Source organism: Streptomyces sp. NPDC006551, from assembly GCF_040611675.1.
Classification (GTDB): domain Bacteria; phylum Actinomycetota; class Actinomycetes; order Streptomycetales; family Streptomycetaceae; genus Streptomyces.
Genome location: NZ_JBEXOT010000013.1, coordinates 1 through 12,119, shown reverse-complemented (window position 1 = coordinate 12,119; position 12,119 = coordinate 1). Strand labels below are relative to the sequence as shown.

Genomic DNA, 12,119 nt, shown 5'->3' with positions numbered 1-12,119 from the left:
GGAACCCCTGAAGCTGGAGCGGGTGGGCCGCCGTTACGGCTTGCGCGGACCGTGGGTGCTGCGGGGCGTGGACCTCGTCCTGCCCGCCGGCACCCTCGTCCGGATCACCGGCACCAACGGCACCGGCAAGTCGACCCTGCTGCGCCTGATCGCGGGCATCGACGCCCCCTCGGAGGGCCGGATCCAGGGGCGGCCGCCGCGCACGGCGTACGTCCCCGAACGCTTCCCGGCCGCCCTGCCGTTCACCGCGCGCGGCTATCTCGTCCACCTCGGCCGCGTCCAGGGGCTCGGCCGGTCGCAGGCGGCGGCGAGGGCGGGGGAGTGGCTGGACCGGTTCGCCGCGGGAGCCTTCGCCGACACCCCGCTCGCCGAACTCTCGAAGGGCAGCAACCAGAAGGTCGCCGTCGCCCAGGCCCTGCTCGCGGAGCCCCGGCTGCTCGTCCTGGACGAGGCGTGGACCGGCCTGGACACGGGAGCCCGGCAGGAACTCGACCGCGCGGTCCGCGCCCGCGTCGCGGCCGGAGGGACGGTGGTCTTCGTCGACCACGACCCCCGCCGGCTCGCGGGGGAGGCCGACGCGGTCCACGCGGTGGAGGCGGGCCGGGTACGCGGGGCCGCTGAGGACGGGGAACAGGGGCGCGAGCCGATGCCGGCCTCGGGGCCGGTGCCGGACCTCGGGCCAGCGCCCGACTCCGCGCCGGTGCGGCGGGCCACACCGGCGCCGGACCTCGGACCAGTGCCCGACCTTCGACCAGCGCCCGACTCCGCGCCGGTGCGGCGGGCCACACCGGTGCCGGACCTCGGGCCGGTGTCGCACGCCACACCGGTGCCGGGCTCCGGGCCGGGAACGGTCGACGACGAGCCGGTCCGGGTGCGCATCGTGGCCTCCGGCGGCGGCACGCTGCCCGAGGGCCTGCCGGGGGCGCCCGCGTGCGCCCCCGGGCCCGATGCCACGACCGTCCTCACCGTCGACGCGGCGCACTCCGACGCGCTGCTCCGGGAGCTGCTGACCGCCCGCCCGGCCTGGCACATCCACCACCTCAGTACCGAAGGCGTACGGGTATGACCGCACTGCTCCGCTATCACACCGCCCTGCTCCTGCGGTCCCAGCGCTGGCTCGCGCCCTTCCTGCTCTACGCCGCGTACCTCGGCGTGGGCCTCCGCGCCGGGGAGCCCGTGCTCGGCGCCCTCGGCTACGCGTCCGCCGGGCTGCTCCCCGTGACCGCCTGGGTCGTACGGATCTGCCTCGGCCAGGAGCCCGCCGCGGCCCGGAGCGTGGTGGCCGCCGCGGCGGGCCGGGAGCGGGCGCATCTCGCGGCGGTGCTGGCCGGCGGCGGGTGCGCGGCGCTCGTCGGCACGGTCGCCGCCCTCGGGGTGACCGCGATCAGCGACCTGCGCCGGGTCGACCCGCTCGCCGCCGGTGCCGCCGGGCTCCTCGCGACGGCCGTCTGCGTCCTGACCGGCACGGCCGTGGGCACCCTGTGCGCCCGGCCGTTCCTGCCCGCCCGCGGCCCGTCCCTCGCGGCCCTCGTCCTCGGCTCACTGCTCGCCCTGGTGACCAGCGGCTCCCCGGCGAAGTCCGTCATGACGGGCCTGGTCACCGGCTCCCGTACCGCGACCGTCCCGCTGCCCTGGTTCGCCCTGGCCGGAGCCTCGCTGATCGCGGCCGGCGCCGTGGCGCTGGCATGTCGGGCCACGGCCTGGCGCGAGTGAGTACCCTCGATGACATGGACGCAAGGGACGCCGGGGACGGGAACATCCCTTACCGCGAGCCCGCGGGCCGGCCGGCGGCGCGGCCTTCGGACACGGTGGCCGACGAGCCGTACGCCACGTGTGTGCTGTGCGGGGAGCCGACCGAGTACCCCGAGTCGACGAAGGGCATCACCCTCTGCCCGGTCTGCGAATGGCGCGAGGCGGAACGCTCCGCCTGCTCCGGTTAGAAAGCAGCCGCAGGCCCAAGGAGCCCCAGGGCCGGAAGCTCCGCTTCCTTCCACCCCTGCCGCCGCCGGGTTGACGTGCCTTACTGTGTCCTCGGCCTTCACACTTTCCGCACGGGAGCGACCGTCCCATGAACGTTTCGACCGCGCCATTCGTTTCCGCGGTCATCCCCGTGTACAACTCCATGCCCTACCTGGTCGTGGTCCCGCCCACCGCCGACGGCCGTCCGCACGAGGGACAGCCGGCCGTACAGACCCGGGCGGTGCCGCCGCCCTCCATCCCGTCCCGGATCAAGAACACACCAGGCCGGGCGGTCCGCGTGCCGAGGCAGCGGAGCCGCTGATCCGGAACCCGTCCCCTCCGGGGACCCTCTGACTCTCCGGCGCCACCGGCGCCCGATCCGTCACAAGCCGAACATGTTCACGGCGGCCGGGCGCACCATGCCCGGCCGCGCACGATGGAGACACAGTTGAAGACAGCCCTGTCCCCGGAGACGGCCGCGCCGGCTCCGGCCGAGAGACCCGCGCCCTCCCGGCGTACGCCCCAGGACCTCGCCGGGCCCCTGGTCCGGCGCTGGGCCCCCGCTGCGGGCGAGTGCGCGGTCGCCGTCCTGACGGCGCTCGGATTCACGTACTGGGGGCTGACGGTCGCCAACAGCCCGATCACCCGGGTCGGCCAGGTCAGCGGTCTGTCGAACCTTCAGTTCCGGCTGGCGGTGCTCGTCCTCGTGGTCGTCGCCGTCGTGGCCTGGGCGACCGTGCGCGGCAGCGCGCGGGTGCGGGCGCTGACGGTCCGGCTGGCCGCCGCGGCCGTCGCCGGACTGACCACCGGTTTCCTCGGCGCGGGGCAGGTCTTCGCGCTGCGCGGCACCCCCTGGCCGCTGAACGGTCCGTACGGGGACAACAACCGCATCCTCGGCTGGGCGGAGGAGGTGATGCACACCGGCTCGATGGACGCGTTCTATCCACCCGCGGTGCCGTACCTCCTCGGGTACGCCGCCAAGGCCGGATTCCTGGACGGGCAGCCCGCGTTCGGGCTGAAGTGGCTGTTCATCGCCTTCGTCGCGCTGACCGGCCCGGCCGCCTATCTGGCCTGGCGGATGTGTCTGAAGCCGCTTCCCGCGCTCGCCGTCGGCCTGCTCCCGGCGCTCCAGCAGACCCTGCCCCACAAGCCGTACAGCCCGTTCGTGCTGGTACTGATCGTGCCCCTGATAGCCAAGCTGCTGCTGTGGCTGCGCGCGTCGCCCCGCTTCGGCAGGCGCGGGACGGTGGGGCGTGGAGCCCTCCTCGGCGTGCTGTTCGGCCTGCTCTTCCTCATCTACTCCGGCTGGCACCTCTGGTCGCTGCCGGGCGTCCTGATCTCCGCGCTCTTCTTCTTTCCGTGGCGCACCGGCCCGCTGCGCGGACTGCTGTTCCTCGGCAGCGCGCTGGGCGGGTTCCTGCTGGTGGCAGGGGTGTATCTGCGGGTGCTGCTCGGCGCCACCAGCACACGCGACCAGTGGTGTTCCGGCTACACGCTGACCGAACCCGCCTACATCGGCACGACCCCGCTCAGCGGCCTGGCCTGGGACGAGCCGGGGGAGTACCCGGGCATGGGCGAGTTCTCCGGGCTGCACATGTACGCGGTCGTGGTCCTCATCGGGCTCGGTCTCGCCGTCGCTCTCGGTCTGCGCAAGGCCGTCGTCGTCGCGCCGCTCGCGTGCTTCGGCAGCGCCTGGCTCATCCGGTTCTGGCTCGCCGGGCACATGGAGGCGGACCAGCAGGTGCAGCTGTTCCCGCGCACCATCATGCAGATCCAGGTCACGCTCACCGCCCTGGCGGTCCTGGCCTGCGTGCTGGCGGTGGGGAAGCTCGCACCGCTCGTCCGGAGCCTGGCCGACGACGGTCCGCGCCGGCCCCGGCAGTTCACTGCCGTGGGGGCGCTCCTGGCCCTCGCCCTGGCCGGCGGGATGATCGGCTCGTTCTTCAGCAACCAGTATCTGCCGACCGCGCCCGGCGAGAAGCTCGCGGGCTCGCTGGCCTGGAACTCCCACCAGTTCCGCAAGCCCGACGGGAGCTGCCCCAAGTACGCGGACGGCGACACGTGCCGGGCGTACCCGAAGCGGAACGTCGTCCATGTGTCGAAGCCCGTCGACACGATGGTGTGCGAGTTCCCGTGGCGGAAGGTGACCTCCGACGGGTCCGTCAAGCTGCTCCTGACCCAGCCCTGAGTCCTAGGGTCAAGGCGCCCTTTCCGGCGGTCGTGTCCCACCGGACGCCGGGAAGGGCGTGGGCGTGTCAGGGGGTGGCCATCAGCTCGGAGACCTTGACGAAGCGGTAGCCCCTGGCCCGCAGCTCCGGGACGATGCGGCGGATCGCCTGTTCCGTGACGGGTGCCGCGCTGCGGGTGCAGTGCATGACCACGAGCGAGCCGGGCTTCACCCCGTCCAGGACCTGCTGGGCGACGGCGTCACCGTCCTTGGCGAACGCGTCGCCGCTGACGACGTCCCACTGCACCGCCGTCACCCGGGCGGGTGCGAGGGCGTGCAGCGCCTCGTCGTCGTAGCAGCCGCCGGGAAAGCGGAAGTACGGCACGACATTGCGCGCCCCGGCCTTGCGGAAGGCGTCGAAGGCCCGCCGTACGTCGGCGGCCATGTCCTTCTTCGGCACCGTCGGAAGCCCGTAGCAGGGGGAGGCGAAGGAGTAGTGGCTGTAGGAGTGGTTGGCGATCTCGAAGCGGGGGTCGTTGCCGATGGAGCGTGTCTGGTCGGGGTACTCCTCGGCCCAGCGGCCCGTCATGAAGACGGTGGAGTCGACCCCGAGCCGGCGCAGCGTCTCGATCAGCGCCGGGTTGTCGAACCGTTCACCGGCGGCCGCGCGCGGCCCCTGATCGGCCGTCATGTCGGCGTCGAAGGTGAGCGCGACGACCTTCTCCCGGCCCTTGGCCCGGTGCGTGTACACCGGTGTGAGGCCGCCGGGCCCCGGTGCCATCGTGGGCGGCGCCTTGCGTACGGTCGCCGGTCCGGGGGCCGCGCCGGCCGACGGGGCGTGGGAGGTGCCGGACGCCGTCGGGCGGTCGGACGGAGCCGTGATGCCGGCCGTACCCCCGCCGCAGCCGACAAGAACGCCGACAAGAACACCGACAAGAACGACGCCCAACAGAGAGAGCGACGACATTCTTCGTACAGAAATGGTCACTCACGGAAATTAGCCGATCATTCGGCAAGCAACCGCTTCCGGCACTCGGCGACGTCGAAGTCGCCCTCCGGGTACTGCGGGTCCAGCGCCCGCAGATGTTCCAGGAGCAGCGCGCTGATCGCCCAGTTGCGGTACCACTTGCGGTCCGCCGGAACCACGTACCAGGGCGCCTCCTCCGTCGAGCAGCGCTCGAGCGCGATCTCGTACGCCTGCCGGTACGCGGGCCACAGCGCGCGCTCGTCGATGTCGCCCGGGTCGAACTTCCAGTGCTTCTCCGGGTCGTCGAGCCGCGCCAGGAGACGCTTGCGCTGCTCCTCGTACGAGAGGTGCAGGAACACCTTGACGACCGTGACGCCCTCGTCGGCGAGGGACTTCTCGAAGCGGTTGATCTGGCCGTAGCGGCGGTCGATGTCGCGCCGGGGCGCCAGCTCGCGGACGCGCGCGACGAGCACGTCCTCGTAGTGCGAGCGGTCGAAGATGCCGATCTCACCCGGCACCGGCAGGGCCCGCCTGATCCGCCACAGGAAGGGGTGGGCCCGCTCCTCGGCCGTGGGCGCCTTGAAGGACCGGACACGGCAGCCGGCCGGGTTGAGGCAGCCGATCACATGCTTGATCGTGCCGCCCTTGCCGCTGGTGTCCATGCCCTGAAGGACGAGCAGCAGCCGGCGGTGGTCGCCGGCCGTGCTCGCGGCGTAGAGACGCTCCTGGAGACCGGCGAGGGCCGGCTCCATCAGGGCGGTGGCCCGGACGCCGGCCGCCTTGTCGGCGGGGCCGCCGGACGACGGGGCGGCGGCCGAGGTGTCGTACGAGGAGAGGTCGACCGGCCTGCCGACGGGCACGCGCAGCAGTTCACGCAGGGCCACGGGCGGTGTCGGCCGGGCCGGAGCCGACGCTTCCTTCGCCGCGGCCTTCCCCCCGTCCGTCCTGAAGTCCTTCTTCGCCACCCCGCACCCCTTCCCGTCCGCCCTGCGTCTTCCCCCGATCCTGCGACGGAACCGACGGACTCGCGAGCGCGCGCGACCGCCCGGTGTGGTGGAAGAGCAGGTTCAGCAGGAACGCGGCGAGGGCGGCGCTCGTGATGCCGCTGCCGAGGATGATCCGCGACCAGGCCGGGAAGCCGTCGTAGATCCCGTCCGCCACCTCCGGCAGCAGGCCCACGCCGAGCGCGACGGCCGCGATCGTGAGGTTGTGCCCCCGGTCCAGATCGACCCGGCGCAGGGTGTTCACACCGACCATCGTGACCGTGGCGAACAGGACCAGGCCCGCCGCTCCCACCACCGGGCCCGGCAGCGCGGCCACCACCGCGCCCATGCGCGGAACCAGGCCGAGGGCGACGAGGAGGCCGCCCGCGACGGCGGTGACATGGCGGCTGGCGACCTTGGTGATACCGATCAGGCCCACGTTCTGGGTGAAGACCGTGTCCATGAAGGAGTTCATCGCACCGCCGAGCACACCGGACACGCCGTCCGCGGCGAGGCCTCGGGCCAGGTCCCTGTCCGTGACCGGCCGGCCGGTGGCCTCGCCGACCGCGAGCATCGAGGCGGTCGACTCGGTGAAGATGACCAGCATCACGACGCACATCGCGACGACGGCGGTCGGCGGGAACCGCGGCGCCCCGAAGTGGAACGGCGCGGCGAGCCCCAGCCAGTCGGTGCCGGTGACCCCGGAGAAGTCCGTCAGCCCCATCGGTACGGCGGCCAGCGTGCCGAGCACCAGGGCGAGCAGGATTCCGATCTGTCCCAGGAACCCACGGGTGAAGCGCGCGAACAGCACGATGAGGACCAGCACGCCCGCCGCGAGGGCGAGCCGCTCGCCCGAGGCGTAGTCCGCCGCCTCCGGGTCGTTGCCGGTGATCAGACCGCCCGCGACCCCGATCAGCGAGAGGCCGACGACCGTGATGACCGTGCCGCTGACCAGCGGAGGGAAGAACCGCACCAGCCGCGCGAACGGCACCGCGACCAGGAGGCCGAAGAGTCCGGCGGCGAGCATGGAGCCGTACACGGCCTGCATGCCGTACTCCTGCTCGATCAGGATCATCGGGGTGACCCCGGCGAAGGTGGCGCCGGTGACGATCGGCAGTCGGATGCCGAGCACCTTCCCGACGCCGAGGCTCTGGATCAGGGTGACCAGGCCCGCCACCAGCAGATCGGCGTTGATGAGCAGGGCGATCACCGACGGATCGAGACCCGCCGCGGCGCCGAAGACGAGCGGGACGGTGACACAGCCGGTGTACATGATGAGGACGTGCTGCGCGCCCAGCGCGGCGAGCCGTCCGAGCGGGGGCCGTCGGTCGACGGGGTGGATGGTCATGCGTGCGGGTCCTCCGAGTACGGGTGCGAGGACCTGCATTGACGCAGGTGATCTTTGTCGGCGGAGGGCGGCCGCGTTGCGTGCGTGTAACGCGGCCGCTCCCCGGCACCTCAGCGGCTCAGCGCCACGGGCCCGTCACCGCGAACGTCGTGCCCGGCGTGTAGCAGTTGACGTACATGGTCCGCCGGTCGGGGGAGAACGCGACGCCCGCGAACTCGCCCCACTCCGGGGCCTGCGGGGTGCCGATGTTCTGCGCGTTGCGGGCCACGGCGTACACCTCGCCGCGCCGGGTCAGGCCGTAGACGTGCTGGGCGCCGTCGCCGTCCTCGCAGACCATCAGCCCGCCGCTGGGCGCCAGGCAGATGTTGTCCGGGGACTCGCCCGGCAGCTGGATGTCCGTGCTCGGCCCGAAGACGACGACCAGCGTGAGCCGGCGGTGGTCCGGCTCGTACTTCCACACCTGGCCGAAGTGGGTCGCCGCGGAGCCGTCCTTGGTGCGGGCGAAGCTGGAGACGAAGTACACCGAGCGTCCGCCCCAGTAACAGCCCTCCAGCTTCTGCGCGTGCGTGATGCCCTTGGGGCCGAAGTCCTGGAGACGGATGGGCGTCACGGTCGCCTGCGGGTCCGGTACGGGGACCCACTCGACGCCGTCGAAGCTCGCGCCCGTCTCCTGGATCACGGAGAGGTCGGGGACGCCGGGGACGCGCATGGCCTCCAGCGCTCCGCCCGCGCGCAGCGAACCGGTGCCGCCCAGCGGCTTGTGGGGGAGGAAGCGGTAGAAGAGCCCGAAGGGCCTCTCGAAGGCGTCCTCCGTCTCGTACACGATCCCGCTGCGCGGGTCGACGGCGATCGCCTCGTGCTGGAAACGGCCCATCGCGGTGAGGGGTACGGCTCCGGTGCGGTGCGGGTTCGCGCCGTCGACCTCGAAGATGAACCCGTGGTCCTTGGTGTAGCCGTTGGTGCCGGCCTTGTCCTCGGTCTCCTCGCAGGTGAGCCAGGTGCCCCACGGGGTCGGCCCGCCCGCGCAGTTGACCGCGGTGCCCGCGATGGCGACGTACTCGTCGCAGACGTCGTCGCGGCCGTCGAGCTCCAGCGCCGTACAGCCGCCCTTGGCCGCGGGGTCGTAGGTCAGGCCCTTGACGGTCGGGACGCCGATGCGGCCGGTGGCCCGGTTCTCGTGGTTGCGGACGAGGTGCACGCGACCGCGCCGGCCGGCGAAGGCGCCCATGCCGTCGTGGTTGCTTGGGACGAGACCCTGCCCCGAGCGGAGCCGGTCGCCCTCCCGGGAGAGGACTTTGTAGCGGAAGCCCTCGGGGAGATCGAGGAGCCCGGCCGGGTCGGGGACGAGGGGGCCGTAACCGGTCGTGTCGCCGGCGGCGGTGGCGCTGCCGGCGAAGAGTTCGGAGAGGGCTCCGGCGAAGGCTATGCCGGCGACGGACGCGCCGGTGCGGGAGAGGATCTGACGTCGTGTTGCGGACAGCTCTGGGGACATGAGGTGACCACTGCTTCCCGTTGGCGGACAGGATGTGACGTGGCACACGTGTACGTGTGACCCGCATGTGTGTATCACGCACTGTGGTGACACGTGAACCATGCGGGCCACAACGGCCTCAAGTGACGATCAGTCAGACCAGCTCGTCGGTCAGACGAGTTCGGCGGTCAGCGTGATCGTCGTTCCCGTCAGCGCCTGGCTGACGGGGCAGTTCTTCTTGGCGTCCTCGGCCATGGACCGGAACTCGTCCGCGTCCAGGCCGGGGACCTCGCCGCGCACCGTCAGGTGGATGCCGGTGATGCCCTCGCCCGGCTGGAAGGTGACGTCGGCCTTGGTCTCGAGGCGGGTCGGCGTGTTGCCGGCCTTGGCCAGGCCGTTGGAGAACGCCATGTTGAAGCAGGAGGAATGCGCGGCGGCGATCAGCTCCTCGGGGCTGGTCCTGCCGTTCGCCGCCTCGTCGGTGCGAGCCGGCCAGGACACCGGGTACGAGCCGAGGCCGGAGGAGTCGAGCGTGACGACCCCGCTGCCCTTGAGGAGGTCGCCCTCCCAGACGGCGTGTGCGGAACGGGTTGCGGCCATGGTGAATCCCTTTCGATCGGGTATGGCCCCCAACCTACTGCCCCACCAGACCCTTTGCGTCGCGAGCGAGCGCGGTGAGCCGGGAGATCGCCCGGAAGTACTTCTTCCGGTACCCGCCCTTCAACATCTCTTCACTGAACAGCCGGTCGAAGGGCAGTCCGGAGGCGAGCACCGGGATCTCCCGGTCGTACAGCCGGTCGGCGAGGACCACCAGCCGCAGCGCCGTCGACTGGTCCGGGACCGGCGACACGTCGGTGAGGCAGACCGCGCTCAGGCCGTCCGTGAGGGCGCCGTACCGGCTCGGGTGGACCTTGGCCAGGTGGTCGAGGAGGTGCGGGAAGTCGTCGAGCGAGGCGCCCGGGGTCGCGTACGCCGCCTTCGCCACCTGCTCGTCGGAGAACGGGGCGGGCGCCTCGGGCAGCCCGCGGTGGCGGTAGTCCTCACCGTCGATCCGCAGCGGCCGGAAGTGGGCGGACAGCCCCTGGATCTCGCGCAGGAAGTCGGCGGCGGCGAACCGGCCCTCGCCCAGCTTGCCCGGCAGCGTGTTGGAGGTGGCGGCCAGCGCCACACCCTCCTCGACGAGCCTGCTGAGCAGGGAGGAGACGAGAACGGTGTCGCCCGGATCGTCCAGCTCGAATTCGTCGATGCACAGCAGCCGGTGCCCGCTGAGGGTCTTCACGGTCTGCTGGAAGCCGAGCGCGCCGACCAGGTTGGTCAGCTCCACGAAGGTGCCGAAGGCCTTGAGAGCGGGCTCGGCGGGGGTGGCGTGCCAGAGGGAGGCGAGCAGATGGGTCTTGCCGACGCCGTAGCCGCCGTCCAGATAGACACCGCGCGGCCCGGCGGGGGTGGCAGGCTTCTTCGCGAACCAGCGACCGAGGACCGGGCGCTTGCCCGAGCCGGTGGCGTGGGCGCCGCCGAGCCCCTCGGCGAAGGAGCTCAGCACCTTGACGGCGTCGGTCTGGCTCGGCTGGTTCGGGTCGGGGAGGTACGTGTCGAAGCGCACCGAGTCGAACCGCGGCGGTGGCACCATCTCCGCGACGAGACGGTCGGCGGGGACATGCGGCTCTCGGGAGCAGAGCGAGAGCGGGGCCGCTTCGGTGGAAGCCGCTTCGGTGAGGGCACGGGTCGACACAGTTCCCCACTGTAAGCGCCGTGTCAGACTGCGGGGATGCGACGCCTGTTCCCTGTGACGGACATGACAGCAGCCGATGCCACGGCCGGGGACCGGGAGTGGTCCCTCGACGAGCTCGCCGACGCCTACGCGTACCCGGAGGGTGACGGCGTGTGGCTGCGGGCCAACATGGTCTCCTCCCTCGACGGCGCCGGTCAGCACGACGGCCGGTCCCAGCCCCTCTCCTCCGACAGCGACATGCGGATCTTCGGGACGCTCCGCGGACTGGCCGACGTGGTCGTCGTGGGGGCGGAGACGGTACGTCTCGAGGGGTACCGCCCGGCCCGGGCCCGGGAGGCCTTCGCGAAGCGCCGGGCCGCCGCCGGGCAGGGGCCCGCCCCGGTGATCGCCGTGGTCACCGCCTCCCTGAACCTGGACTTCTCGCTGCCGCTGTTCACCGAACCGCTGGTGCCGACCCTGATCCTGACCGGGGCGGCCGCGCCCCCGGAGCGGGTGGGCGCCGCCGAGATGGCGGGCGCGGAGGTGGTGGTCGCGGGTGACGGCCCCGGGGTGGACGCGGCCCGCGCCGTGGCCGTGCTCGCCGAGCGCGGCCTGCGGCGGCAGCTGACCGAGGGCGGGCCCCGGCTGCTCGGCCAGTTCGTGGCGGCGGACGTGCTCGACGAGCTGTGTCTGACGGTCTCGCCGACGATGACGGCCGGGGACGCGCAGCGGATCGCCGGAGGCCCCTCGGTGGCCGTCCCGAAGCGCTTCGCGGTGGCGTCGGTGCTGGAGGAGGCCGGGTTCCTCTTCACCCGCTACCGTCGGATCTGACACGTACCGGAATTTGCCGTTCCGGTTAGCTTCCGCTGGGCACACTTACTCTCGCAGACCCCGTGTGGGCACGGGGAAGGATGGTTTCCGCAGAAGGGCTCCTGAGGTGTTCACAAGCGTTTTGATGATCGAGAAGCCCCTGACGTCCGTCGACGTGGAATTCGTCACCACCCTGCACGGCGACGAGGGTGTGTCCTTCATCGTGCTGATGCAGCCGCGCGGTGACCAGGCCGATGTCCTGCTGCGCGCCATCGACGACGTCGCCATGGGCGACCTGAAGGAAGCCGCCCGCGAGGGCGAGAAGCCGGAGGGCAAGGCGGCCCGCCGACCGGCGGAAGAGGCGCTGGAGCACTCCCTCCAGGCGCTCCGGGACGCCGGCTGCGAGGCGGTCGGCCAAGTGGTGGAGGACCATCCCCTCAACAAGATGCAGGCGGTGGTGGCGGAGTCGGACGCCGACGAGGTGATCGTGCTGACGGCCCCGCACTACGTGGAGGAGTTCTTCCACCGGGACTGGGCCTCCCGGGCCCGTCACAAGGTCGGCGTACCGGTCCTCAAGCTCTTCGCGCACAGCGAGGAGCCGGAGTAGCGAGGAGTGGAGAGCGATGCGGGCCGCCCGGCCCAGGGGCCGGGCGAGGAGTGACGGACCCGCGTGGGCCGCCCCGGGCGCGACGCCCGGGGCGGC

The 12,119-nt window shown here is 72.3% G+C and carries 12 protein-coding genes and 1 pseudogene; 7 read left to right on the top strand and 6 right to left on the bottom strand.

The genetic code is table 11. The features are described from left to right. Positions 1–7: 7 nt before the first annotated feature. The 5 genes and pseudogenes from ABZY12_RS15205 to ABZY12_RS15185 form a co-directional block, all read left to right on the top strand. Positions 8–592 (top strand): annotated as a pseudogene (locus tag ABZY12_RS15205) (ATP-binding cassette domain-containing protein); the annotation flags it as partial. A 470-nt stretch (positions 593–1,062) separates the two neighbouring features. After that, positions 1,063–1,713: an ABC transporter gene (locus ABZY12_RS15200; RefSeq protein ID WP_356890250.1), complete on the top strand. Its 651-nt coding sequence runs from the start codon at positions 1,063–1,065 to the stop codon at positions 1,711–1,713. A 14-nt stretch (positions 1,714–1,727) separates the two neighbouring features. Continuing rightward, positions 1,728–1,940 (top strand): hypothetical protein, encoded by a 213-nt coding sequence (locus ABZY12_RS15195; protein ID WP_356890248.1) that lies wholly within the window; start codon positions 1,728–1,730, stop codon positions 1,938–1,940. A gap of 128 nt (positions 1,941–2,068) precedes the next feature. Beyond that, entirely contained in the window at positions 2,069–2,281 is a 213-nt protein-coding gene (locus ABZY12_RS15190; RefSeq protein WP_356890246.1) for a hypothetical protein, read from the top strand. A 126-nt stretch (positions 2,282–2,407) separates the two neighbouring features. Then, complete coding sequence (locus tag ABZY12_RS15185; RefSeq protein ID WP_356890244.1) at positions 2,408–4,147, top strand: hypothetical protein; 1,740 nt, start codon at positions 2,408–2,410, stop codon at positions 4,145–4,147. A gap of 67 nt (positions 4,148–4,214) precedes the next feature. On the opposite strand, the gene ABZY12_RS15180 is transcribed toward ABZY12_RS15185, so the two are convergent. The 6 genes from ABZY12_RS15180 to zapE form a co-directional block, all read right to left on the bottom strand. Next, a complete protein-coding gene (locus tag ABZY12_RS15180; protein ID WP_356890242.1) occupies positions 4,215–5,093 on the bottom strand; it encodes a polysaccharide deacetylase family protein in 879 nt (292 codons plus the stop codon). Positions 5,094–5,131: 38 nt separating this feature from the next. Next, on the bottom strand, positions 5,132–5,977 hold the full coding sequence (locus tag ABZY12_RS15175; protein ID WP_356890240.1) for a PPK2 family polyphosphate kinase: 846 nt from the start codon (positions 5,975–5,977) through the stop codon (positions 5,132–5,134). Continuing rightward, positions 5,964–7,424, bottom strand: coding sequence for a nucleobase:cation symporter-2 family protein (locus ABZY12_RS15170; RefSeq protein WP_356890238.1), 1,461 nt, complete (start codon positions 7,422–7,424; stop codon positions 5,964–5,966). Before ABZY12_RS15170 ends, ABZY12_RS15175 begins: the two co-directional genes overlap by 14 nt. A gap of 118 nt (positions 7,425–7,542) precedes the next feature. Beyond that, positions 7,543–8,916: an alkaline phosphatase PhoX gene (locus tag ABZY12_RS15165; RefSeq protein ID WP_356890236.1), complete on the bottom strand. Its 1,374-nt coding sequence runs from the start codon at positions 8,914–8,916 to the stop codon at positions 7,543–7,545. Positions 8,917–9,066: 150 nt separating this feature from the next. Beyond that, a complete protein-coding gene (locus tag ABZY12_RS15160; RefSeq protein WP_356890234.1) occupies positions 9,067–9,495 on the bottom strand; it encodes an OsmC family protein in 429 nt (142 codons plus the stop codon). A 34-nt stretch (positions 9,496–9,529) separates the two neighbouring features. After that, entirely contained in the window at positions 9,530–10,627 is a 1,098-nt protein-coding gene (gene zapE, locus ABZY12_RS15155; RefSeq protein ID WP_356890232.1) for a cell division protein ZapE, read from the bottom strand. A 36-nt stretch (positions 10,628–10,663) separates the two neighbouring features. Here zapE and ABZY12_RS15150 point away from each other — a divergent pair, with 36 nt between their 5' ends. Continuing rightward, on the top strand, positions 10,664–11,437 hold the full coding sequence (locus ABZY12_RS15150; protein ID WP_356890230.1) for a pyrimidine reductase family protein: 774 nt from the start codon (positions 10,664–10,666) through the stop codon (positions 11,435–11,437). Between the two features lie 106 nt (positions 11,438–11,543). Then, positions 11,544–12,023 (top strand): indole-3-glycerol phosphate synthase, encoded by a 480-nt coding sequence (locus ABZY12_RS15145; protein WP_356890228.1) that lies wholly within the window; start codon positions 11,544–11,546, stop codon positions 12,021–12,023. Positions 12,024–12,119 lie beyond the last annotated feature (96 nt).

Bases quoted from the DNA above. Each gene is read 5' to 3' on its own strand.
- ABZY12_RS15170 (WP_356890238.1), bottom strand. From the start codon at position 7,424: ATGACCATCCACCCCGTCGACCGACGGCCCCCGCTCGGACGGCTCGCC.
- ABZY12_RS15150 (WP_356890230.1), top strand. From the start codon at position 10,664: ATGCGACGCCTGTTCCCTGTGACGGACATGACAGCAGCCGATGCCACG.
- ABZY12_RS15200 (WP_356890250.1), top strand. From the start codon at position 1,063: ATGACCGCACTGCTCCGCTATCACACCGCCCTGCTCCTGCGGTCCCAG.
- ABZY12_RS15190 (WP_356890246.1), top strand. From the start codon at position 2,069: ATGAACGTTTCGACCGCGCCATTCGTTTCCGCGGTCATCCCCGTGTAC.
- ABZY12_RS15160 (WP_356890234.1), bottom strand. From the start codon at position 9,495: ATGGCCGCAACCCGTTCCGCACACGCCGTCTGGGAGGGCGACCTCCTC.
- ABZY12_RS15165 (WP_356890236.1), bottom strand. From the start codon at position 8,916: ATGTCCCCAGAGCTGTCCGCAACACGACGTCAGATCCTCTCCCGCACC.
- ABZY12_RS15195 (WP_356890248.1), top strand. From the start codon at position 1,728: ATGGACGCAAGGGACGCCGGGGACGGGAACATCCCTTACCGCGAGCCC.
- ABZY12_RS15180 (WP_356890242.1), bottom strand. From the start codon at position 5,093: ATGTCGTCGCTCTCTCTGTTGGGCGTCGTTCTTGTCGGTGTTCTTGTC.